The 22,885-nt window shown below is 77.5% G+C and carries 17 protein-coding genes; 12 read left to right on the forward strand and 5 right to left on the reverse strand.

Annotated features, from left to right (window positions below):
* Nucleotides 1–20: 20 nt before the first annotated feature.
* Entirely contained in the window at nucleotides 21–2,624 is a 2,604-nt protein-coding gene (locus LY71_RS18505) for a diguanylate cyclase domain-containing protein (protein ID WP_245888069.1), read from the forward strand.
* 108 nt (nucleotides 2,625–2,732) lie between these two features.
* Here LY71_RS18505 and LY71_RS18510 read toward each other — a convergent pair whose 3' ends face one another.
* Nucleotides 2,733–3,854 carry an MFS transporter gene (locus LY71_RS18510; RefSeq protein WP_106280406.1) on the reverse strand — a complete coding sequence of 374 codons (1,122 nt, stop codon included), beginning with the start codon at nucleotides 3,852–3,854 and terminating at the stop codon, nucleotides 2,733–2,735.
* A gap of 316 nt (nucleotides 3,855–4,170) precedes the next feature.
* Here LY71_RS18510 and LY71_RS18515 point away from each other — a divergent pair, with 316 nt between their 5' ends.
* The 3 genes from LY71_RS18515 to LY71_RS18525 are packed head-to-tail and all read left to right on the forward strand — an operon-like array spanning nucleotide 4,171 to nucleotide 6,595.
* On the forward strand, nucleotides 4,171–4,770 hold the full coding sequence (locus LY71_RS18515; protein ID WP_245888070.1) for a TMEM165/GDT1 family protein: 600 nt from the start codon (nucleotides 4,171–4,173) through the stop codon (nucleotides 4,768–4,770).
* Nucleotides 4,771–4,811: 41 nt separating this feature from the next.
* Nucleotides 4,812–5,780 (forward strand): ABC transporter ATP-binding protein, encoded by a 969-nt coding sequence (locus tag LY71_RS18520; protein ID WP_106280408.1) that lies wholly within the window; start codon nucleotides 4,812–4,814, stop codon nucleotides 5,778–5,780.
* Complete coding sequence (locus LY71_RS18525; protein ID WP_106280410.1) at nucleotides 5,777–6,595, forward strand: ABC transporter permease; 819 nt, start codon at nucleotides 5,777–5,779, stop codon at nucleotides 6,593–6,595. The genes LY71_RS18520 and LY71_RS18525 overlap by 4 nt, the downstream gene beginning before the upstream one ends.
* Before the next feature lie 4 nt (nucleotides 6,596–6,599).
* Here LY71_RS18525 and LY71_RS18530 read toward each other — a convergent pair whose 3' ends face one another.
* On the reverse strand, nucleotides 6,600–7,076 hold the full coding sequence (locus tag LY71_RS18530; protein ID WP_106280412.1) for a VOC family protein: 477 nt from the start codon (nucleotides 7,074–7,076) through the stop codon (nucleotides 6,600–6,602).
* A 58-nt stretch (nucleotides 7,077–7,134) separates the two neighbouring features.
* Entirely contained in the window at nucleotides 7,135–8,043 is a 909-nt protein-coding gene (locus LY71_RS18535) for a haloalkane dehalogenase (protein WP_106280414.1), read from the reverse strand.
* 110 nt (nucleotides 8,044–8,153) lie between these two features.
* Between LY71_RS18535 and LY71_RS18540 the strand changes: the two genes are divergently transcribed.
* The 7 genes from LY71_RS18540 to LY71_RS18570 all read left to right on the forward strand — a co-directional run bounded on the left by LY71_RS18540 (nucleotide 8,154) and on the right by LY71_RS18570 (nucleotide 19,659).
* Nucleotides 8,154–8,909 (forward strand): MerR family transcriptional regulator, encoded by a 756-nt coding sequence (locus LY71_RS18540; RefSeq protein ID WP_106280416.1) that lies wholly within the window; start codon nucleotides 8,154–8,156, stop codon nucleotides 8,907–8,909.
* Between the two features lie 175 nt (nucleotides 8,910–9,084).
* A complete protein-coding gene (locus LY71_RS18545) occupies nucleotides 9,085–11,601 on the forward strand; it encodes a hybrid sensor histidine kinase/response regulator (protein ID WP_106280418.1) in 2,517 nt (838 codons plus the stop codon).
* Nucleotides 11,598–13,178 (forward strand): PAS domain-containing sensor histidine kinase, encoded by a 1,581-nt coding sequence (locus tag LY71_RS18550; protein WP_106280420.1) that lies wholly within the window; start codon nucleotides 11,598–11,600, stop codon nucleotides 13,176–13,178. The genes LY71_RS18545 and LY71_RS18550 overlap by 4 nt, the downstream gene beginning before the upstream one ends.
* Nucleotides 13,175–13,561: a response regulator transcription factor gene (locus LY71_RS18555; RefSeq protein ID WP_106280422.1), complete on the forward strand. Its 387-nt coding sequence runs from the start codon at nucleotides 13,175–13,177 to the stop codon at nucleotides 13,559–13,561. The genes LY71_RS18550 and LY71_RS18555 overlap by 4 nt, the downstream gene beginning before the upstream one ends.
* Nucleotides 13,558–14,637: a HEAT repeat domain-containing protein gene (locus LY71_RS18560; protein ID WP_106280424.1), complete on the forward strand. Its 1,080-nt coding sequence runs from the start codon at nucleotides 13,558–13,560 to the stop codon at nucleotides 14,635–14,637. Before LY71_RS18555 ends, LY71_RS18560 begins: the two co-directional genes overlap by 4 nt.
* Nucleotides 14,637–16,076 (forward strand): glycosyltransferase family 2 protein, encoded by a 1,440-nt coding sequence (locus LY71_RS18565; RefSeq protein WP_106280426.1) that lies wholly within the window; start codon nucleotides 14,637–14,639, stop codon nucleotides 16,074–16,076. Before LY71_RS18560 ends, LY71_RS18565 begins: the two co-directional genes overlap by 1 nt.
* Before the next feature lie 196 nt (nucleotides 16,077–16,272).
* Complete coding sequence (locus tag LY71_RS18570) at nucleotides 16,273–19,659, forward strand: ATP-binding protein (protein WP_106280428.1); 3,387 nt, start codon at nucleotides 16,273–16,275, stop codon at nucleotides 19,657–19,659.
* A gap of 10 nt (nucleotides 19,660–19,669) precedes the next feature.
* On the opposite strand, the gene LY71_RS18575 is transcribed toward LY71_RS18570, so the two are convergent.
* Nucleotides 19,670–20,437, reverse strand: coding sequence for a glucose 1-dehydrogenase (locus tag LY71_RS18575; protein ID WP_106280430.1), 768 nt, complete (start codon nucleotides 20,435–20,437; stop codon nucleotides 19,670–19,672).
* Nucleotides 20,438–20,547: 110 nt separating this feature from the next.
* Here LY71_RS18575 and LY71_RS18580 point away from each other — a divergent pair, with 110 nt between their 5' ends.
* Nucleotides 20,548–21,768: an arginine deiminase gene (locus tag LY71_RS18580; protein ID WP_106280432.1), complete on the forward strand. Its 1,221-nt coding sequence runs from the start codon at nucleotides 20,548–20,550 to the stop codon at nucleotides 21,766–21,768.
* A 152-nt stretch (nucleotides 21,769–21,920) separates the two neighbouring features.
* Here the strand turns inward: LY71_RS18580 and LY71_RS18585 are convergent, their stop codons facing one another.
* Nucleotides 21,921–22,856 (reverse strand): DUF5926 family protein, encoded by a 936-nt coding sequence (locus LY71_RS18585; RefSeq protein WP_106280434.1) that lies wholly within the window; start codon nucleotides 22,854–22,856, stop codon nucleotides 21,921–21,923.
* Between the last annotated feature and the right edge of the window lie 29 nt (nucleotides 22,857–22,885).

Consider the following 22,885-nt stretch of genomic DNA (forward strand, 5'->3'; position numbering starts at 1 on the left):
ACGGCGTGCACAGTGCGCTGGTGCCACCCGGAGCCCTGCACCAACGGGTGAGCGCTGCCCTCGCCAACTGGCAGCTCGACGACGCCGAGCACCTGCTGTCGGTCGTCGACCTCTCCTCGCCCTACGAGCCCGACGACCGCGAGGGGCGGGCCGGACGCGACGACCCGCCGTCCCTCGGCCGGGCGTGGGCCGACACCCTGCGCGCCGAGCTGCTCGTCCGCCGGCTGCGGGTGGCCGGCTTCAGCGTGGTCGGGGAGCCGATCGACGCGCCCGCGACGGAGTCCCTCGACCTGCACGCCGGCGTCGCGGGGCTGCTCGACCACCCCGGGGAGCGCCCCGACGGGGACCCGCGCTCCGCGTCGGCCTCGCACGCCGCGCTGGCCATCGCGCTGGTGCGCTCGGCCAAGGCCGCCTTCGACGCCTCCGACGACGACCTGCAGCGCGCCGCGGGCCTGGCCCGGCACGCGCGCATCGAGCTGCTGTCCCGCCGGGTCGACGCGGCGATGGACGAGGCGGTCGAGGCCGCGAGCCTGCTCGACTCCGACCTGCCGCCCGGGGCGCTGCTGGTCGACACCCTCGGCACGCTGGCCGGCGTCCTGGCCGACCTCGAGCTCATGCCGCTGGCGCTGGACTACCAGCGCCGCGCGCTGGAGGCGGCCACCGCGGCCGCCGAGCAGGGCCTGCTCGACGACGACGAGCACCCCGAGGTGCTCGCCGCCCGCGCGGCCACCTGCCTGGCCGAGCTGTGCGCCGAGCTCGGCGAGGCCCTGCTCGACGACGGCGACCCCGCCTCCGCCGCCCCGCACTTCGCCGAGGCCCGCCGGCTGGCCGAGCAGGCGCTGGCCCAGCTGCCCCCGGACGCCGAGGGGATCGTCGCCGCGCAGGTGGTGCACGGCTGGGCGCTGGTCGGACTCGGCGAGCACGCGGCCGCCAGCGGGCCGCTGCGGGCCGCCGTCCGCGTCAGCAGCGCCACCGGCGACCGGGCGCTGCTGGCCTCGGCGGAGCTCGCGCTCGGCCGGGCGCTGCGCCGCCAGGGCGACGGGCGCGGTGCCGACGAGCAGCTGGCCAAGGCGCTGGCGCTGGCCACCGAGCACGGCCTGCCCCGGCTGCGGCGGGCCGCGCTGCGCGAGCTGTGCACGCTGCACGCGGAGCTCGACGACGCCGGCCGCGCGCTGCCCTACCTGCAGGCCTACCTCGCCGACGAGCTGGAACGGGTCGACGAGCGGCGCACCCGCTGGGTGGAGCTGTTCGGGCGGCGCAAGAGCCTGCTGGAGAACGAGCGGGCCGCCGGCCAGCTGCGCCGGCAGGCCTACGAGGACCCGCTCACCCACCTGCCGAACCGGCGCTACGCCGAGGCACGGCTCGACGGGCTGCTCAGCGCCGGCACCACGCCCGCGCTGGCCGTCGTCGACGTCGACCGGTTCAAGTCGATCAACGACGCGGTCGGCCACCCCGGCGGCGACGCGGTGCTGCGGACGGTCGCCGAGCTGCTGCTGGCCGGCTGCCGCGACACCGACGAGGTGTGCCGGTGGGCCGGCGACGAGTTCGTCGTGCTGCTGCCCGACACCACCGCCGAGCAGGCCGAGCACGCGCTCGAGCGGATCCGCCGCGCCGTCGCCGCGCACGACTGGGCCGCCGACGGCGTGACCGTGCCGGTGACCATCAGCGTCGGCATCGCCTCGGCCACCCGCGGGGACGACCGCCGCACCCTCTTCGCCGCGGCCGACGGCGTGCTCTACGACGCCAAGCGCAGCGGCCGCGACCGCGTCGTCCGGCTCTCGGCGCTGACCCAGACCCGCGCCCCGGACGCCGCCCCGCCCGACACCCCCGCCCCCACCGCGGGGCCGTCCCCGAGGGTCACCGTGCGGACCTCGCCGCTGGACCCGGTCGGCGGGTTCGCCGCGCTGCTGGCCGACCGGTCGCCCGACCCGCCGCTGTCGACCGGCAGCCCGGCGGAGCCCTCGCTCGCGCCGCAGCCGGCGCCCGGCCCGCCCGGCCGCCCGGAGCCGGCCGAGCCCGACGTCATCTGGGGGGTCAACCGCAGCACCGAGCAGGTGCTGGCGCTGGTCCGCGAGGCACGCGCCGAGCACCCCGACCGGCCCGCGCTGGTGGTGCGCGCGACCGCCGACACCCTCGTCGCGCTGGCCGCCGCGCACGACGGGTCCACCACCGTCGACGCCGTGGCGATGTCGGCGGCGGTGGGGCCGATCCCCGAGCCGCGCGGCCGGGTCGGCGTGCTGTGCGCCGGCACCGCCGACGCGTCGGTGGCCGCCGAGGCCGCCTTCGTCGCGCGGGTCACCGGCACCGAGGTCGTGCGCGTCGACGACGTCGGCGGCAGCCGGCTGCGCCCGCTGCTCACCGACCGCACGCTGCTCGACGACACCGACTGCCTGGTCGTCGTCGCCGGGCTCGACGCGTCGCTGGCCGCCACCGTGGCCGCCATGACCGACGTCCCGATCGTCGCGGTGCCCACCTCCACCGGGCAGCCGGGGTCCTTCGGCGGGTTCGGCGCGCTGCTGACCATGCTCAACGCGGCCTCACCGGGCGTCGTGGTGAGCACGATCGACAACGGCCACGCCGCCGGCGTCTTCGCCGCCCGCATCGCCCGCCGCACCGCGAGGTAGCGGTCCAGACGTCCCCGCACCCGCCACGTCCTCTGGCGAGCCGCCCCGCGGAGGACGGCGGACCGGTCGCGGGGCCGGAGGCTCCCGGCCGGGACGGCGTGGCAGGGCTCAGCGCCGGTCGGGGACGGCTCCTGGCCGCGGTGTCGGCCGGAAGGCCGACCACGTGATGGGCACGGCGGCGGCGAGGAGCACCGCCACCGCCGGCGCGCCGCCGAGCGCCCAGGCGGCGAAGACCAGCAGCGACGCGAGCTCGATGCCCAGGCCCGCCACCGAGGTCACCGTGGCGCGCACCGCCCCGGGCACCTGCTCCTGCAGCCGCGCCTCCCCCACCACCAGCACCGCGAGATAGAGCCCGTAGGACACCGCGACCGCGGCCAGCGCGACCGGGTGCGCCACCAGCGCCCCCACGGCGAGCAGCACCGCGGAGGAGGCCAGCAGCACCGGCAGGGCGCGGGCGGGCAGCCGCCCGACCCGGCCGGCCAGCGCGGCCCCCGCCGCCCCGGCCAGCGCGACGACGAGGACGGCGGCCGGCACGAGCGCGGTCGGCACGCCCAGGTCGCGGGCGAGCACCGGGAAGTACTCCTCGATCGCGTCCAGCCCGCCGAGCAGCGCGACCGCGGCCAGCACCGGCCACAGCCCCGGCCGGCGCAGGGCCGTCGCGGCCGCCGTCCGCAGCGGCACCTCCGGCTCGCCGTCGTCCGCGCGCGGCAGCTCGGGGAACCCGGTGGCCAGCCCCGCCGCGGCCAGGCACACCGCCACGCTCGCCCACCCGACGAGCGGGTACCCGCCGGCGGCCACCAGCACCCCCGCCAGCAGCGCCGTGGGCACCTGGACCAGCAGCTCGGTGGCGGTCGTCGCGCCGTGCACCCGCAGGTAGGCGTCCTCCGCGCCGGCCGCGGCCAGCCCGTCGTAGACCAGCGCCTCGGCCGTGCCCGACACCAGCGCCCCGCCGACCCCCCACAGCACGAAGCCGGCCGCGAAGCCCACCGGACCGGGGGCCGCCGTCCACACCGCGAAGCCGGCCGCCTCCAGGACGCCGGCGAGCACCAGCGCGCCGCGGCGCGACCACCGGTCGGCGAGCACGCCGGTGGGCACCTCGGCGAGCAGGCCGGTCAGCGACCACAGCGCGAACAGGCCCGACACCTGCGCCGCGGACAGCCCGGTGTCGAGGAACAGCAGCGCGTACAGCGGGTAGACCGGGACCAGGCCCGACAGCGCCGTCCAGGCCACGGCGAGGCGGGCCAGCGGTCGGGCCGCCGGCGGGAGGGGGTCGGACGCCGGGCGTCAACGGAACGGCACGGCCGCACGGTAACCGGGACCACACCACGGCGCACCCGGGTTCCCGGCGCCGGTCGGCTAGGGTGGGCGGTCGAGAAGGGGAGTAGCCCCCCGTCCGCTGGTCGACACGCTGGCACCCCCGGGTGCCCGGTCAGCGGGCCCGCGCCCCGCGCGGGTGGGCGAGACCTTCGACCGGAGCAGTCGTCGCACTGCCGGTCGGAGGCGTGCGCCCCCGCCCGGCCGTGCCGAGCGGAAGAGAGACCCACCCGTGATCGTCCTGTCCGTCGTCGCGACGGCGTTCCTCCTCGTGCTCCCCGTGGAGCTGCCGGACAAGACGCTGTTCGCCAGCCTCGTCCTGGCCACCCGGTTCCCGCCGCTGCCGGTGTTCGTCGGTGTCGGCACCGCCTTCGGCCTGCAGGTGGCCATCGCGGTGACCGCCGGCTCCCTGCTGTCCCTGCTGCCGCAGGCGCTGGTCACCGGGGTGGTGGCGGTGCTGTTCCTGGTCGGCGCCGTGCTGCTCTGGCGCAGCGCGTCCGAGGGGCCCGAGGACGGCGGGGAGGCCGCCGACGCGCGGGAGCAGACGTCGTTCCTGCGAGCGGCGGCCGTCTCCTTCGGCGTGCTGTTCGCCGCCGAGTGGGGTGACCTCTCCCAGCTGGCCACCGCCGGCCTGGCCGCCCGCTTCGACGCCCCGGTGTCGGTCTTCGTCGGCGCCTGGGCCGCGCTGCTCACCGTGTCCGCCCTGGCGGTGTTCCTCGGCAAGGCGCTGGCCGACCGGCTGCCGGTGGCGCTCATCCGCCGGGTGGCCGCGGTGCTGTTCGTCGTGTTCGCCGTCCTCGCCGCGGTCGAGACGGTGCGCGCGCTGGTCTGACCGGCACCGGCCGTGCGCCCGCGGTGGGACCATCGCCGTCGATGGACGCCGCCGTGGAGGTCACCGAGCTCGTCAAGCGCTACCCGGGGCGGCCGGTCGACGCCGTCTCCGGGGTCTCCTTCACCGTCGACCGCGGTGAGGTCTTCGGCCTGCTCGGCCCCAACGGCGCGGGCAAGACGACGACGATCGGCGTGCTCACCACCCGGGTGCTGCCCACCGGCGGGACGGCGCGGGTGGCCGGCGTCGACGTCGCGGCCGACCCGGTGACCGCGCGCAGCCGGCTGTCGGTGGTGCCGCAGCGGTCCAACCTCGACCGCTCGCTGACCGCCCGGCAGAACCTGGTCTTCCACGCCGCCTACCACGGCGTCCGGCGCGCCGAGCGCAACCGCCGGGCCGACGAGCTGCTCGAGCGGCTGGGCCTGGGCGACCGGGGCGGGGACAAGGTCGACGCCTACTCCGGCGGCATGGCCCAGCGGCTGCTCATCGCCCGCGCCCTCATGCACGCCCCGCAGGTGGTCTTCCTCGACGAGCCGAGCACCGGCCTGGACCCGCAGGCCCGGCTGTTCGTGTGGGAGAAGGTGCGCGAGCTGCGCGCCGACGGCATCACCGTGGTGCTCACCACGCACGACATGGAGGAGGCGGCCGCGCTGGCCGACCGGGTGGGGATCATGGACCACGGCCGGCTGCTGGCCCTGGACACCCCCGCCGCGCTCACCCGGTCGCTGCCCGGCAGCGCCACCCTCGACGTCGACGTCGAGCGGGCCGTCGGCGACACCGACCAGGCGGTGCTCGCCGCGCTGGGCGCCCTGCCGCAGGCCGAGCGGGTGGAGCCGGTGGCCGACGCGGCGGGGCTGCGCGCCCGGCTGTACCTCTCGGCCGACGCCGCGACGACGGTCGGCCCGGTGTCGGAGGTGCTCACCGCGCGCGGTGCCCGGCTGACCGGGGTCCGGCTCGGCGAGCCCAGCCTCGAGGACGTCTTCCTCAAGCTGACCGGACGGGAGCTGCGATGACCGCCGTCGGGACGCCGCGCACGACGAGCACCCCGACCACCCGGCCGGGCGTCGGCCGGGCGTTCGCCGCGCTGCTGTGGCGCGACGTGTTCGTCACCGGCCGCGAGTTCGTGACGTTCCTGCTGCAGGTGGTGCTGCAGCCGGTGTTCCTGCTCTTCGTCTTCGGCAAGGTGCTCACCGAGCTCGGTTTCACGTCGAACACCTACGCCGACGTGCTGCTGCCCGGTGTGGTGGCGCTGGCCGCGTTCCTCACCGCGCTGCAGAACACCGCCTTCCCGCTGGTCATCGACTTCTCGTTCACCAAGGAGATCGAGGACCGGCTGCTCGCGCCGCTGCCCACCGCGCTGGTCGCCGTCGAGAAGATCGTGTTCGCGACGCTCCGCGCGCTGGTCGCCGCGCTGGTCATGTTCCCGATCAGCCGGTGGGTGCTCGGGTCGTTGCCGGTCACCTGGTCCGACGTCCCGCTGCTGGCCGTCTTCCTGGTGCTCGGCTCGCTGGTCGGCGCGGCGATGGGCATGGTGCTGGGCACCGTGGTCAAGCCCAACCGGATCAACGTCGTGTTCGCCGTCGTCCTGACGCCGCTGCTGTTCACCGGCTCCACCCAGTTCCCGTGGCCGGCGCTGGAGTCGCTGCGCTGGTTCCAGGTGGTGTGCGCGGTCAACCCGCTCACCTACGTCAGCGAGGCACTGCGGGCGGAGATGGCGCCCGACGTGCCGCACTTGCCGCTCGCGGTGTGCGCCCTGGCGCTGACCGGCTTCCTCGTCGTGTTCGGCACGCTGGGCCTGGCCGGCTTCCGCCGCCGCGCCCTCGACTGACGGCTCACAGGCCTCCTGACGACGCCCAGTCGGCGAGGCGGCGCTCGGCCTCCTCGGGGGAGACGTCCTCGACCCGGGTCAGCACCGCCCAGCGGTGGCCGAAGGGGTCGTAGAGCGAGGCGAACCGGTCGCCGGTGACGAAGGTGGCCGGCTCCTCGCGGACGGTGGCGCCGCGCTCGACCGCCCGCGCGACGACGGCGTCGACGTCGGGCACGTAGACGCAGGTGGAGCTGCTCACCAGGTCGCCCTCGCGCCGGGGCGCGGCCAGCCCGAAGCGCTCGTCGGGGTCGCCGAGCTGCAGCCGGCCGGACTCGAACTGCAGCTCCGCGTGCGGGACCGAGCCGTCCGGGCCGTCCATCCGGCTGACCACGGTGGCGCCGAAGACCTCGCCGTACCAGCGGATCGCCTCCGCCGCCGGGGAGCAGACGAGGAACGGGGTGAGGGACGTGTAGCCGTCGGGCCGGCCGTGCGTGATCGCCATGCGGCCAGCCTGGCCGTCCCCGTCCGGGGTGTCTTGCAGGAACCCGACAGCCGCCGCCTCAGGGCAGCGTCGGGATCCAGTCGGCCAGCGCCCGGCCGATCTCGTGCGGGCTGTCCTCGGGCACGAAGTGCGAGCCGGGCACGGTGACCTCGGTGAGCGAGGGCCACTTGCGGACCAGCGCCCGCTGCCGGCCGACCAGGATCGAGCCGGGGTCGGCGTCGAGGAACAGCTTGGGCACGGCGCTGGTGCGCAGCCAGTGCCCGTACCGGGAGACGACGTCGCGCACCCGCGGCGGCACGTTCTCGATGGGCAGCTGCCGCGGCCACTCCAGGGTGGGCCAGCGGTCCTCGCGCTCGCGGAAGGGCTCCCGGTAGCGCTCGTGCGCCTCCGGGTCGAGCCCGCGCAGCACCGAGGCGGGCAGGATGCGCTCGACGAACACGTTCTTGTCGAGCACCACCGCCTCGCCGTCGTCACCGCGCATGGTGCGGAAGATGCGGCGCGCGTCGGCCGGCCAGTCGGCCCAGGTGAACGGGCCCACGATCGCCTCGGTGAAGGCCACGCCGCGCACCGCCTCGGGGTGCCGGCTGGCCCAGTCGAAGCCCAGCGCCGACCCCCAGTCGTGCAGCACGAACGTCACCCGGCGCCGCACGCCGACCGCCTCCAGGAAGTCGTCGAGGTGCGCGGCGTGGGTGGCGTAGGAGTAGGTGCCCCGCCCCGGCGCGGGCAGCTTGCCCGACTCCCCCATGCCGACCAGGTCCGGCGCGATGCAGCGGCCCAGGTGCTGCACGTGCGGGATGACGTTGCGCCACAGGTAGGACGACGTCGGGTTGCCGTGCAGGAAGACGATGGTGTTCCCACCCGCCCCGCTCTCGCCGACGTCGACGAAGGCCATCTCGGTGCCCCGCACGGTCACCCGGTGCCGCGGGAAGGAGTCGAGGGGCGAGACGACGTCGTGCTGGTCGGCCATGCCGGGATCCTCGCCCAGGCACCGCCGCTCCGCCGTCCGAGGACTGCGCTTGACCCTGACGCGACGTCAGGCTGTGCACTCGTCGCCGTCAAGGGAGGAGGGACCCGGGGATGAACGTGGGAGAGGTCGCGGCGCTGGCCGGCGTCACGGTGCGCACGCTGCACCACTACGACCGCATCGGCCTGCTGTCGCCGTCGGGCCGCACCGCGGCCGGCTACCGCCGCTACTCGGCGGCCGATCTCGACCGGCTGCACCAGGTGCTGCTCTACCGCGAGCTCGGGTTCCCCCTCGAGGAGGTCGCGACGCTGCTCGACGACCCGTCCGCCGACCCCGTGGAGCACCTGCGCCGGCAGCACCGGCTGCTGCGGGACCGGCTGGACCGGACGGCGGCCATGGTCGCGGCCGTGGAGAAGGAGATGGAGGCACGACAGATGGGGATCTCACTGACCCCGCGAGAGCGGTTCGAGGTCTTCGGCGACCACGACCCCGAGCAGTACGAGGCCGAGGTGCAGGAGCGCTGGGGCGACACCGACGCCTACCGGGAGTCCTCCCGGCGAGCCGCGGCCTACACCAAGGACGACTGGGTGCGGGTCACGGCGGAGGGCGAGGACGTCGAGGCGCGGATGGCCGCGGCGCTGCAGGCGGGCGTGGCACCGGACTCGCCGGAGGCCATGGACCTCGCCGAGGAGGCGCGGCAGCAGATCAGCCGCAACTTCTACGACTGCTCGCCCGAGGTGCACGCCGGACTGGGCCGGCTGTACGTCGAGGACGAGCGGTTCACCGCGCACTACGAGCGGCGGGCGGCCGGCCTGGCGCAGTGGGTGAGCACCGCCGTCCAGGCGAACGCCGCCCGCCAGGGCGCCTGACCGCGGTCGCTCCCGGGGCGTTCCTCGTGCTCTGCGGGTCCTGCAGCACCCCCGCAGCGGGAGGAACGCCCCGGGGAGCGGCACAAGTCGACCCCCGGGGACGCTGACCCGCCGGTCGGTTCTCCAGTCGGACACAACGCTTCAGCCGGGGCAAGCGGGCGCCGATGACCGTCCCGTGAGTCACAGCAGCCCCAGCGGCCCCGGGGGCCTCGCGAGCGCCGCCGCCCGGCTGCCCTGGCCGGTCGTCACAGTCGGCGCCGCCGCCGTGTACGCGGCCGCGAGCGTGCTCGGCCGCGCCACCCGGCTCGAGGGCTCCCAGCTGGCGCTGGTGTGGCCGGCCGCGGCCGTGGGCGTGCTGTGGCTGGCCGCCTCCTGGGTGCACCCGCGCCGCCTGGTGGTGGACGCCGTCGTGCTGGCCGTCGTCGCCGGGACGGTCAACGGGCTGACCGGGTTCGGGCCGGCCGAGGCGGCGGTGCTCGGCGTGGCCAACGCCGTCCAGGCGGTCGTGGCGTGCGCCCTGTTCTCCCGGCTGCAGCGCCGGTGGGGCACCCCCGACGTGTGGCGGCTGCGGCGCCCCACCGACCTCGGCGCGCTCGCCGCGGCCGCCGTCGGCTCCTCGCTGGTCACCAGCGCGCTCGGGCCGGTGGGCCTGTGGCTGCTCGACGACGGGCACCTGGTGGCCGCCATGGGCACCTGGACGGTGCGCAACGCCGCCAGCGTCCTCGTCTTCGCCCCGCTGGCGCTGCTGCTGGTCGACCCCGGGGCCGCCCGCACCGAGCTCGGCCGCGCCCGGTTCGCCGAGCTGGCCGGGGTCACCCTGCTGACCTCCACCGCCTACGGGCTGGTGATGGGCATCGCCACGCCCGTGCCGGTGGCCTTCGCGCTGCTGCCCTTCGGCATGTGGCTGGCGCTGCGGTTCGACCCGACCGTGGCGGCGGTCCACGTCACGCTGGCCGGCGTCTTCGTCGTCGTCACCACGCTGGGCGGCTGGGGTCCGTTCGCCGTCGCCGACCTGTGGCTGCGCGCCGGCCTCGCCCAGGCCTACGTCGTGGTCGCCGGCGTCGTGGCGCTGGTCGTCGCGCTGCACCACGACGAGCGGCAGCGCCTCATCGCCGGGCTCGAGCAGGCCCGCGCCGACGCCGACGAGCAGGCCCGCCTGGCCGGGCAGGCCATGGCGCACACGTCGGCCTTCCTGGCGGTGATGAGCCACGAGATCCGGACCCCGCTCAACGGCGTCCTGGGGCTGACCTCGCTGCTGCTGGGCACCGACCTCGACGAGCGCCAGCGCGAGTGGGCCGCCGCCGCCGACCGGTCGGGCCGGACGCTGCTGCGGATCGTCAACGACGTCCTGGACTCCGCCAAGGTCGAGGCCGGGGCCGTGGAGCTCGAGGAGGTCCCGCTCGACCTGCTCGAGGTGCTCGACGAGGCGGCGCTGCCGGTGCGCGCCCCGGCGGCCGACCGCGGGCTGGTCCTGGCCGTCACCGCCGCGCCCGGGCTGGCCCCGCACCGCACCGGCGACCCCGGCCGGCTGCGCCAGGTCGTGGGCAACCTGCTGTCCAACGCCGTCAAGTTCACCGAGTCCGGCTCGGTCACCCTCACCGTGGCCGGCGACGCCGCGACCGTGGTCCTGCACGTCACCGACACCGGCATCGGCATGACCGGCGACCAGCTCGCCCGCCTGTTCACCCCGTTCACCCAGGCCGAGGCCTCGACCACCCGCCGCTTCGGCGGCACCGGCCTGGGGCTGAGCATCGCCGCCGGGCTGGTGGCGCGGATGGGCGGGCGGATCACCGCCTGCAGCGCACCCGGTGCGGGCACCACCTTCCGCGTCGAGCTGCCGCTGCCCGAGGCCGGACCGGCCGACGGTGCCGCCCCCGTCCCGGCGCCGGCGGCCGTCCACGGGCTGCGGGTGCTGGTGGCCGACGACGACGAGGTCAACCGGCTGGTCGCCCGCATGACCCTGGAGGCCCGCGGCCTGGCCGTCGACGTCGTCCCCGACGGCGCCCGGGCGGTCGAGGCCGTGCGCGCCGGCGGCTACGCCGCGGTGTTCATGGACTGCCACATGCCCGGCGTCGACGGCCTGGAGGCCACCCGCCGCATCCGCGCGGCCGAGGTGGCCGAGGGCCGTCCCCGGACCCCCGTCGTCGCGCTGACCGCGAGCGCGCTGACCGACGACCGCGCCCGCTACCGGGAGGCCGGGATGGACGGCTTCCTGCCCAAGCCCTGGACTCCTCAGGAGCTGCAGGCGGTGCTCGAGCTGGTCGGCGCCGCGGCCCCCGCCCCCCGGCCGGCCGGCGCCCTCCCCCCGGTCGACGACGACCTGACCACCGTCCGCGCCCGTCTCGACGAGCTGTTCGAGGACGACGACCCCGAGGAGGTCGCGCCCGTGCGCGCCTCGCTGCTGACCACCTTCCGCGACCGCACGGCGACGCTGGTCGGGGACCTCTCGGCTGCCGCGGCCACCGGTGACCGGCCCGCCGTCGCCGCCGCCGCGCACGCCCTGCGCGGCAGCGCCGGCAGCATCGGCGCCGGCTCGCTGGCCGCCCTCGCCGCCGCCCTCGAGGAGCGGGCCGAGGCGCCCGGCGGCGCCGACCTCGTCCCCCTGGCCGACCGGCTGGCCGCCGCGGCCGCCGCCCTCGCACCCGGGCTGACCGAGCTGGCCGCGGCGACCCCCCTGCGGCGGGCGTCGTGACCGCCCCTGCCCTGCCGGGGTGGTCGGCGCTGCTGGACGCCCTCACCCGGCAGGTGCCCGACCTGACCGTGTGCCTGTTCGACGCCGGGCACCGGTTCCTCCTCTGCCGCGGCCCCTGGCTGTCCCGGCGCGGGCTCACCGAGGCCGACGTGCTGGGCCGCCCGGTCGGGGAGGTCGCACTCTCCTCGTTCGCCCGGGACGTGGACGCCCTGGTCACCGCCGCGCTGGAGGGCCGGACGGCCACGGCCGAGTTCGCCGTCGACTACGCCGCCGTCACCGGCGCGCCCGGCGCCGTCTGGGAGATCTCGGCCGCCCCGGCCACCGCACCCGACGGTGCACCCCTCGCGCTGCTCACCTGCCGCGACGTCGTCCGCGTCCGCGCCATCGACGCCGCCCGGTCCACCAGCGAGCGGCGGTTCCGGACGGCGTTCGACACCGCGCCCACGCCCATGGCGCTGCTGGCCACCGCCGCCGGACCCGCTCCGGCCGCCGTGAGCCGGGTCAACGCCGCGTTGGCCCGCCTGGTCGGCCGGACGCCGGACACCCGGCTGGAGTGGGACCTCGCCCGCGCCGCCGTCGCCGACGGCCTGGCCGGCGGCGGGCTGGCCGGCCTGGTGGAGCGGGCGCTCCGTGGTGAGACCGACCTCGCCGTCGACACCTGGCTGCAGCACGCCGACGGCACCCTCGTGCCGGTGTCGGCGGCCAGCTCCCCGCCGGTGCCGGCCACCGCCCCCGACGGCACCGAGCGCACCGAGCTGGTGCTGCTGCTGCGCGACACCACCTCCGAGCTGGCCACCCACCGGGCACTCACCGAGGCGCTGGCCGGTGAGCGGCGGGCCGCCGAGCACCAGCGCCGGCTGGAGACCCTGCGCGGCGACTTCGTCGCGGCCGTGTCGCACGAGCTGCGTACGCCGATGACCGGCATCCTCGGCAACCTCGAGGTGCTGCTCGACGGCGACGCCGGGGCGCTCAACCCGATGCAGGCGCTCATGCTGGCCACCGTCGAGCGGGAGGCGCAGCGGCTGCGCCGGCTGATCGAGGACCTGCTGACCACCGCGCACCTCGACTCCGGCGGGCTCGTGGTGCTCGACGACACCGACGTCGACCTGGCCGCCGTCGCCGCCGCCGCCGCGCAGGAGGTCGCCGGCCAGCTGACCCGGCGCGGCCAGCGGCTGGTGCCCGACCTGGCCGGCCCGGCGTGGGTGCGCGGCGACGCCGGCGGGCTGCACGGCGTCATCGCCGAGCTGCTGTCCAACGCGGCCAAGGTCAGCCCCGAGGGCGGCGTCGTCCGGCTCTCCTGCGGCCCGGACGACGGTGCGGTGCTCGTCGCCGTCGCCGACTGCGGACCCGGGATCGCCGAGACCGAGCTGCCGCACGTGTTCGACCGCTTCTACCGCACCGCCCACGCCGGCGAGCAGGCCCTGCCGGGCACCGGCCTCGGCCTGTCGCTGGTCGCGCACACCGTCGCCGCGCACCGCGGCACGGTGTCGGCCGAGTCCGGCCCCGACGGAGCCGTCTTCACCGTCCGCCTGCCGGCGGTCCCCACCCCCACCCACCTCGCCGGGAGCCCCGCGTGACCCACGTCCTGGTCGTCGACGACGACCCCGCCATCGCCAGCCTGGTCGCCTTCAAGATCGGCCGACTGGGCGCCCGCGTCTCGGTCGAGTCCGACGGGGAGGCCGGGCTGGCCGCGGCCCGCCAGCTGCGCCCCGACCTGGTCGTCCTCGACTGGATGATGCCGCGGATGAACGGCCTGGAGGTCTGCGCGGCCCTGCGCGCCGACGCCGACCCCGCCGTCGCCGGCGTGCCGGTCATCCTGCTCACCGCCAAGGCCCAGGAGAGCGACGTCGAGCGCGGCTTCGTCGCCGGCGCCACCGACTACGTGGTCAAGCCCTTCAGCCCCCGGGAGCTGGTCAGCCGGGTCACCGCCGCCCTGCCGGCGGGTGCGCTCACCCCGTGACGACCCTGACGACGGCGGCGCTGGTGGCGACGCTGGTGCTCACCGGCGCGGTGCTGCTCCTGCTGGCCGCCGTCGCCGTCGAGCACGCCCGCCGCGGCCGGCGGCTGGCCCGCGAGGAGCGGCGCCGGGCGGAGCTCACCCCGCTGGTCTACGCCGCCCTCGACGACGACGAGGACGGCGCCGCGGCGCTCGCTCGTCTGGAGGCCGCCCCCGCGTCGCTCGACGACCTGGTGCTCGACCTGCTGCCCCAGCTGCGCGGCGCCGACCGGGCCGCGCTGGGCCGGCTGCTGGCCCGCCGCGGCGTGGTCACCCGCGCCGCCGCCGACCTGGCGGCCCGCGCACCGTGGCGGCGGGGCCGGGCGGCCGCGCTGCTGGGCAACGCCGCCGACCCCGGGCAGACCGACGCCCTCACCGCGCTGCTCGCCGACCGCGCCCCCGACGTCCGCTGCGCCGCCGCCCGGGCCCTGGGCAAGGCCGGTGACGTCCGCGCCGCCGGCCCGCTGCTGCGGGCGCTGGCCCGCTCGCGCCGGGTGCCCGCCGGCGTGGTGGGCATGGCCCTGCTCGACCTCGGCACGCCGGTGCTGCCCGACCTGCGCGCCGCCGTCACCGACCCGCCCTCCCCCGCCGCCCAGGCGCTGGCCGCCGACCTGCTCGGCCTGCACGGCGACGTCGAGGCGCTGCCCCTGCTGCTCGGCCTGGTCGCCGACGCCCGCCGCCCGGCCGCCGTCCGCTGCAGCGCGGCCACCGCGCTGGGCCGCGTCGGCGTCCCCACCGCCACCCCCGCGCTGGGCGCGGCGCTGGCCCAGACCGCCGTGCCGGCGCTGCGCCACGCCGCCGCCGAGGCCCTCGGCCGCATCGGCGACGACGACGCGATCGACCTGCTGGCCGCGACCGTGGCCGGCGGCGACGACGCCGTCCGGGCCGCGTGCGCCGACGCGCTGGCCGGTGCGGGCGAGGAGGGCCGCGCCCGGCTGGCCGCGCACGCCTGGCACTCCGGCCGCGTGGGCGAGGCCGCCCGCGCCGCCCTGTCCAACCGGCCCCGCCCCCGCGACGCCCGGGTGCGGAGGGCCGCCTGATGCGCGAGGCGCTCACCGGCTTCGTCACCACGCTCAACTGGACCGTGCTCGGCTACGTCCTGGTGCTCGACACCTCGATGCTGCTGCTGGTGCTCTTCGGCGCCCGCCGGGTGGTCACCAACCTGCGCTGGAGCGGCGCCGAGGGCCTCGACCGGGTCTTCGCCAGCCCGCTCACGCCCGGCGTCTCGGTGCTCGTGCCCGCGCACGACGAGGAGGCCGGCGTCCTCGACACCCTCGCCGCCGTGCTCTCGCAGCGCTACCCGCTGCTGGAGGTGGTGTTGGTCGACGACGGGTCCACCGACCGCACGTTCGCGCTGGTCGCCGAGCGCTACGGGCTCACCCCGGTCACCCCGCGCTGGACCGCCGACACCGTCGTCGAGGGCCGGGTGCTCTCGGTGCACCGGGCCACCACCGGCGACCCGCTGACCGTCGTCCGCAAGACCAGCGTCAAGCGCCGCTCCGACGCGCTCAACGTGGCGCTCAACCTGGCCCGCCACCCGCTGGTGTGCATGGTCGACGCCGACTCGCTGCTCGAGCCCGACGCGCTGCTCAAGGTGGCCCGGCCCTTCATCGAGGACCCCGAGCACGTCGTGGGCTCCGGCGGGGTCATCCGCACGGCCAACGCGGCGCTCACCGACCGCGGCGCGGTGCTCGAGCCGCGGCTGTCGAGGCGCTGGCTGGTGCGCATCCAGGCCGTGGAGTACCTGCGCTCGTTCCTGCTCGGCCGCACCACCTGGGCCGACGCCGACGCGCTGCTGATCATCTCCGGCGCCTTCGGGCTGTTCCGCCGCGACGCCGTCGTCGAGGTCGGCGGACTGGACCCGCGGTCGCTGGCCGAGGACGCCGAGCTCGTCGTCACCCTGCAGGAGCACCTGCGCCGCGCGGGCCGGCCCTCGCGGATGGTCTTCGTGCCCGAGACCGTGTGCTGGACGGAGGTGCCCGAGACGTGGTCGGTGCTCGGCCGGCAGCGGCAGCGCTGGTCGCACGGGCTGGCGCAGCTGCTGTGGAAGCACCGGCGGATGGTCGGCAACCCGCGGTTCGGCCCGGTCGGACTGCTGGCGCTGCCGTTCTTCCTGCTCTTCGAGCTGCTCGGGCCGGTGGTGGAGGTGCTGGGGCTGGTGTCGGTGGTGGTCGCGGCGGTCCTCGGGCTGCTCGACCCGGGCACGGCCGCGCTGATGGTGGCGGTGGCGCTGGCGCTGGGCGTGCTGGTCTCGACCGCCGTGGTCGCCGTCGAGGAGTTCACCTTCCACCGCTACCGCAGCGGGGCCGACCTGCGGGCGCTGCTGCTGGCCGGCGCGGTCGAGAACGTCGGCTACCGGCAGCTGCACGCCTGGTTCCGGCTGCGCGGGCTGCTCGCCGCCCTCACCCGCCGCGACCCGGTGTGGACGGCGATGCCCCGCACCGGCTTCACCACCGCTGTCGCGCCCGCCGAGGCGTAGGAGGCATCCCCCGTCCGCGGGCATGCCGGCGCGGGTGAGGGGTCCGCGACGATCAGGTGACCTGGTCATCGAGCGTCCTACCTGACGGTGGGACGTCGGGTGGGACGCTCCACGATCAGGTGACCTGATCATCGCGCGGCCCCGGGCAGGCCCCTCCCCCTCCCGCTGTCCGCCCGGGGGTGCCAGGATCCGGCCCGTGCGGTACCGCGTCCTCGGACCACTCGAGGTCACGGGCCCCGACGGCCGGCCCCTCGACGTGGGCGGCGCCAAGCCCCGCGCCCTGCTGGCCCTGCTGCTCGCCGAGGCCGGCCGGGTGGTGCCGGTCGAGCGGATCGTCACCGCCCTGTGGGACGACGACCCGCCGCCCACGGTCACCGGCACCCTGCAGGCCTACGTCTCCCACCTGCGGCGGGTGCTCGAGCCCGAGCGCGGCCCGCGGCAGGCGGCCCGGGTGCTGCTCACCCGCGCGCCGGGCTACCTCGTGCAGGTCGACGCCGCCGACCTCGACAGCCTGCGCTTCGCCGCGCTGGTGGAGGACGGCGACCGCGCCCTGGACGCCGGCGACCCCGCCCGCGCCCTGGCCGTCCTCGACCGGGCGCTGGAGCTGTGGCGCGGCGACCCGCTGCCCGAGCTGGGCGAGGGCCCCGGCGCCGCCGAGCGGATGCGGCTGGCCGAGCTGCACGTGCACGCCCGCGAGCGCCGCGGCGAGGCGCTGCTGGGCGTGGGCCGCGCCGACGCCGCGATCGGGGAGCTGCAGCCGCTGGTGGCCGAGCACCCGCTGCGGGAGCGACTGTGGGCCCGGCTGGTCACCGCGCTCTACGCCGCCGACCGGCAGGCCGACGCCCTCGACGCGCTGCGCCGCTGCACCACGCTGCTGCGCGACGAGCTGGGCATCGACCCCGGCCCGGAGCTGCGGGAGCTCGAGCGGGCGGTGCTGCGGCAGGACCTGGGCCTGGCCCGCCGGGCACCGCGGCCGGTGGTCGCCCCGCCGTCGGCCGCGGCGCCGCTGACCATGCCGGACGACGCCACGCTGGTCGGCCGCGACGGCGAGCTGTCCCGGCTGCGCGAGGTCGCCGAGCGGGCCGCCACGGGGCGGGCCGGCGTGGTCGTCCTCGGCGGCGAGGCCGGCATCGGCAAGACCCGGCTGGCCGAGGCGGTGGCCGCGATGAGCCGGTCGGCGGGCTGGGCGGTGGCTGAGGGCCGCTGCGCCGACGACGGCGGCGCCCCGCCGCTGTGGCCGTGGACGCAGGTGCTCGACCAGCTCGGCCAGGACCCGGTCACCGCGGCCGACGGCGACACCGCCGGCGACGCCGACGCCGCCCGCTTCCGGCTCTTCCAGGACCTGCGCGCCCGGCTGGTCGCGGCCACCGCCGACCGCCCGCTGCTGGTGGTGCTCGAGGACCTGCAGGGCGCCGACGCCACCTCGGTGCAGCTGCTCGGCCTGCTCGCCCGCCACCTGCCGAAGGTGCCGCTGCTGGTGCTGGTCACCGTGCGCACCGCCGGCGAGGAGCTGACGCCGGCGGTGGCCGACGGCCTGGCCCGGCTCTCCCGCGAGGCCGCCGTCACCACGCTGCCGCTGACCGGCCTGCCGCCCGGGGACGTCGGCCGGCTGCTGGCCGCGCAGGGCGGGGACGCCGCGCTGGCGCCCGCGGTGCACGACCGCACCGCCGGCAACCCGTTCTTCGTCCTCGAGCTCACGCGCTGGCTGCGCGGCGCCGAGGGCCTGCACCGGACGCCGGTGCCGCCGTCGGTGGCCGAGGTGCTGCGCGGCCGCCTGGCCCGGCTGCCCGCCGGCGCCCGGCCGGTGCTGGAGCTGGCCGCCGTCGCGGGGCGGGAGGTGACCCTCGACCTGCTCGGGGCCGCCGGGGAGACCGCCGAGACCGCGCTGGGCGCCCTGGACGCCGCCGTCGCCGCCGGGCTGCTGGTCGCGGGCACCGCGCCGTGGAGCTGGCGGTTCTGCCACGCCCTCGTGCAGGAGGTGCTCGCCGACGACCTGCCGGCGCTGCGGCGCGCGCAGCTGCACGCCCGGCTGGCCGCCGCGCTCGAGCGCCGGGCACCCGCCGGCCGGGCCGACGACGCCCTCGTCGAGCGGCTGGCGCACCACGCGGTCGCGGCCGCGCCGGTGGCCGGACCGGAGCCGGGGCTGCGGTGGTCGACGGCCGCCGCCGCGGTGGCCCGCGCGCGGCTGGCCGACGACGAGGCCGCCGCGCACACCCGCCGGGCGCTCCGGCTGGTCGACCCCGCGGCGCCCGGCGCCGCCCGCACCCGGCACGACCTGCTCACCGCGCTCGGCAACGACCTGCTGCGCAGCGGGCAGCGCACCGAGGCCCGTGAGGTGGTGGCCGAGGCGATCGCCGTCGCCCGCGAGCTCGGCGACCGGCGCTGCCTGCTGGAGTCGGCCGCCGTGTGGGGCTCCCCCACGCTGGAGAACTGGCGGCCGCACGGCGTCGTCGACCCCGAGATGGTCGCGCTGCTGGAGGACCTGCTGGAGCACCGCGACGAGATGGGGGGGTGGGGAGCGAGCACAGCGGACGACGCGGAGCGCGACCGGCTCACCGCGCGGCTGCTGGGCACCCTCGGGGTCGAGCTGGCCTTCAGCGAGGACCTGCAGCGGGGCGTCCGGTACGCCGAGCGCGCGGTGGCGCTGGCCCGGGGCGCCGGTGACCCGGAGCTGCTCGGGCGGGTGCTCAACAACTACGCGCTGGCCGTCTGGGGCCGCCCCGACGCCGCCGAGCGCCGGCTGGCCGCCACCGACGAGGCGCTGGCGCTGGCCGGCCGGGGGCTGCCGCGGCGCACCGAGTTCTACGCCCGGCTGCACCGCGCGGCGATCCGGCTGCACCTGACCGACCGGGCCGGCTACGAGGCCGACCTGGAGGCCGGACGGCGGCTGGCGTCCGCGCTGTCGGGGCCCGAGGTGCGGCCGCACGTGCTGTGGCAGCAGGCCGGCGCTGCCTGGCTGGCCGGTGACGCCGCCCGCGCCGAGGAGCTGACCACCGAGGCGCACGAGCTCCACCGCCGGGTCACCCCGCACGCCCGGCACGCCTACGCCGCGCAGGTGTTCGCGCTGCGCCGCGCCGACGGCCGGTTGCCCGAGGCGGTGGACCTGCTGGTGTCCACCGGCGACGAGGGCAACCCGCTGCTGCAGCTCATGGCGGTGCTGGCCGCGGCAGAGTCCGGCGACCTCGCCGAGGCGCGACGGCTGCGGGCACGGTGGGGCCGCACGGTGATCCGCGACTGGGCCAGCGACGTCGCGGTGCTGCTGCGGGCCGAGACCGCCCTGCACCTGGGCGACGAGGCCGAGGTGACCGTGGCGACCGTGCAGCTGCTGCCCTTCCGCGGCCGGCAGGCGGTCCTCGGGACGACGGCGTTCAGCCTCGGCGCCTACGACGAGCTGCTCGGCCGCATCGCCGAGCGCACCGGCGACACCGTGGCCGCCCGCGACTGGTGGACCGGCGCCCGCGAGCAGGGCCGCCGGGTCGGTGCCCCGCAGCAGGTGGCGCTGGCCGAGGCGCACCTGGCGCGGGTGCCTGCCGAGACCGCGCACCGCCCACCCCGCCGGCGGCCCGCGCCCCGCTCCGCCTGAGGCGGACCGCCTACAGCGTGGTGGCCCGGCCGCCGTCGACCGGGATGACCGCGCCGGTGACGTAGGCGCCGGCGCGGCTGGCCAGGTAGACGACGACGCCGGCCATGTCGTCGGGGCGGCCGATGCGGCCCAGCGGCGAGCTGGCGGCGATCTCGTCGCCGCGGGCGGCCAGCGTCGCGGCCATCATCTTCGACTCGAACGGGCCCGGGGCGACGGCGTTGACGGTGATCCGCCGCGGCCCCAGCTCCTTGGCCAGGTGCCGGGTCAGCTGGTGCACCGCGGCCTTGCTCGAGGAGTACGAGTAGGTGGGCAGCTGGGGCACGTGCAGGCCGTCGATGCTGCCGACGTTGACCACCCGCGCCGGGTCGTCGTCGGTGGCGGCGGCCTCGAGCAGCGGGACCATCGCCCGGGTGAGGAAGAACGGCGCCTTGACGTTGAGGTCGAGCACCTTGTCCCACGCCGAGGCGGGGAAGGTCTCGAACGGCTCGCCCCAGGTCGCGCCGGCGTTGTTCACCAGCACGTGCACCCGCTCCTCGCGCCGGCCCACCTCCTCGGCCAGCCGCACGCACTCGGCCTCGGTGCTGACGTCGGCGGGGATCGACTCGACCCGCCCGTGCTGCGACAGCTCGGCGACGGCCTGCTCCCCCGCCTCGGGCTTGCGCGAGGAGACGTAGACCGAGGCGCCGGCCTGCAGCAGCCCGCGGGCCATCATCAGGCCGATGCCGCGGGTGCCGCCGGTGACGACGGCGACCTTCCCGGTGAGGTCGAACAGGTGCACGTGCGGCCTCCTGGGCGTCGGGGGGACGGCGGCGGCCCCGGCGTCCCACCCTGCCCGATCGGGTGGCGCCGTCCGGCAGGGGGACCCCGGCTGTGCCAGCCTCGGGCGCCATGGAGCCCCCTCCGCCCGGCGCGACCAGCGAGGTGGGGCGGCTGCGCACCGTCGTGCTGCACCGGCCGGGCGCCGAGCTGCGTCGGCTGACCCCGCGCAACAGCGACCAGCTGCTGTTCGACGGCGTGCCCTGGGTGGCCCGGGCGCAGGAGGAGCACGACGCGTTCGCCGCCGCGCTGGCCGACCGCGGCGTCGAGGTGCTGCACCTCGACCGGCTGCTCACCGACGTCCTCGACGGCTCGGAGGCGCGTGAGGAGCTGATCGCCGCCGCCGTCGACGACCCGCGGCTGGGCGCCACCCTCCGGCGGGCCGCGGTGGCGCACCTGTCGGGGCTGGCGCCGGCCGACCTGGCCGCCACGCTCATCGCCGGCCTGGCCCACGACGAGCTGCGCGGCGGCAGCGGGCTGGCCTACCGGCTGATGGACCGCGGGGACTTCGTCGTCCCGCCGCTGCCCAACCTGCTGTTCACCCGCGACTCGGCGGTGTGGGTGGGCGGCCAGGTCGCGGTGGCCTCGCTGGCCATGCCGGCGCGGCACCGGGAGAGCACGATCACGCGGGCCGTGGTCACCCACCACCCGCGCTTCACCGGCGTCGAGCAGCTCTACGACGCCTCGCTCGAGCACCTCGAGGGCGGCGACGTGCTGCTGCTGGCGCCCGGGGTGCTGGCCGTGGGCGTCGGCGAGCGGACGACGCCCGGCGGCGCGGAGCGGCTGGCCCGGCGGGTGTTCGCCCGCGGGCTGGCGCGCACGGTGCTCGTCGTCCCGATCACCCAGCAGCGGGCGACCATGCACCTGGACACCATCGCCACGATGGTCGACGTCGACGCGATGGTCATGTACCCCGCGGTCGCCGACTCGCTGGTCGCCTGGACCGTCACCGCCGACACCCCGCCGGACGACGACGACACCACCGACCTGGTGGTCCGCGGGCCGGAGCCGTTCCTGGCCGCCGCGGCCGCGGCGATGGGCATCGACCGGCTGCGGGTGATCGACACCGGCCTGGACCCGGTGACCGCCGAGCGCGAGCAGTGGGACGACGGCAACAACACGCTGGCGTTGGCCCCGCGGCTGGCGGTGGCCTACGAGCGGAACACGGTCACCAACGCCGCGCTCGAGGCGGCCGGCATCGAGGTGGTGCGGATCGCCGGCTCGGAGCTCGGCAGCGGCCGCGGCGGACCGCGGTGCATGTCCTGCCCCGTGGCGCGCGACCCGCTGCCGTAGCCCCGGTCAGGTCACCCCGGCCGCCGGTCGTGCTCTGCCCCCGATGCGGACCAGAGCACGACGTCCGGGCCCGGGGGTGTCCGGCGCGCAGTCGTGCTCTGCCCCGTCTGGCGGGGCAGAGCACGACCGGGCGCGGGAGGAGGACCGGTCCCTCAGCGCAGCGTGACCTGGCGGGAGAGCAGGCCGGCGCGGGCGCGGCGCTCGTCGGCGGTGAGCGGGTCGGTCACCGCCAGCGCCTGCTCGAGGCGGGCGCCGAACTCGGTGGCCGGGCCGGTCCACTCGGCGGCCGGGGTGTCGGCGGGCAGGTCCCACACCGGCACGACCAGGCCGTGCGCGCGGAAGGCCCCGGCGTACCGGGTGCCCTCGCCGAGGAGCAGCTGCTCGGACGCCGAGAGCCGGGCCAGCGCGTCGAGCAGCGACTCCTCGGCCTCCGGCCGCACCCAGCGCAGGTGGGCCCGCTCGGTGCCGGGCCGCACCCAGTACGCGGCGCCGAGGCCCTCGAGCCGCTCGGTGGGCAGCACCGCCTCGTTGGCCCGCTCCAGCCCGGCCCGGGCCGCGGCACCGGCGTCGGTTCCCTCGAGCCAGAAGCCGAAGTCCTCGTGCACGGTCACCTCCAGCGGCGCGGAGAGGTCGAGCAGCTCCTGCAGCCGCGGACCGGCGGAGCCGGCCGCGCCGACGGGGCCGGGGTCCACCGGGGCGCCGGCCGGGGCCTCCAGCGCGGCGGCGAGCGCGGTGCCGATGTCGCGGCTGACGTCGTCGGAGGCGGCCTGCAGCTGGACGCCGAGCAGGATCTCGCCGTTGCTGCGGACCAGCGCCGGGGCGCCTCCGGGCAGCACGCTGGCGAGGGTGACGTCGCGGCCCTCGGTGGTCTTCAGCGGCGCGGTGGCGGCCGGCACCAGCTCGCGCAGCGCCACCCAGTCCGGCTCACCGGGCAGGCCCTCGAAGGGGCGGGTCACCGGCGGCGCGTAGCCCGAGCCGTGGCAGTGCTTGTACCGGCGGCCGGACCCGCACGGGCAGGGGGCCTTGGGGTTGACCCCACCCTCGACGGGGGTGGACGCGGGACGGCGGCGGGTCGCGGATCGGGCCATGCGGCCAGGGTAGGTGGGGGCCGGCGGCG

It is taken from the genome of Geodermatophilus tzadiensis (genome assembly GCF_003002915.1).
Taxonomy (GTDB): domain Bacteria; phylum Actinomycetota; class Actinomycetes; order Mycobacteriales; family Geodermatophilaceae; genus Geodermatophilus; species Geodermatophilus tzadiensis.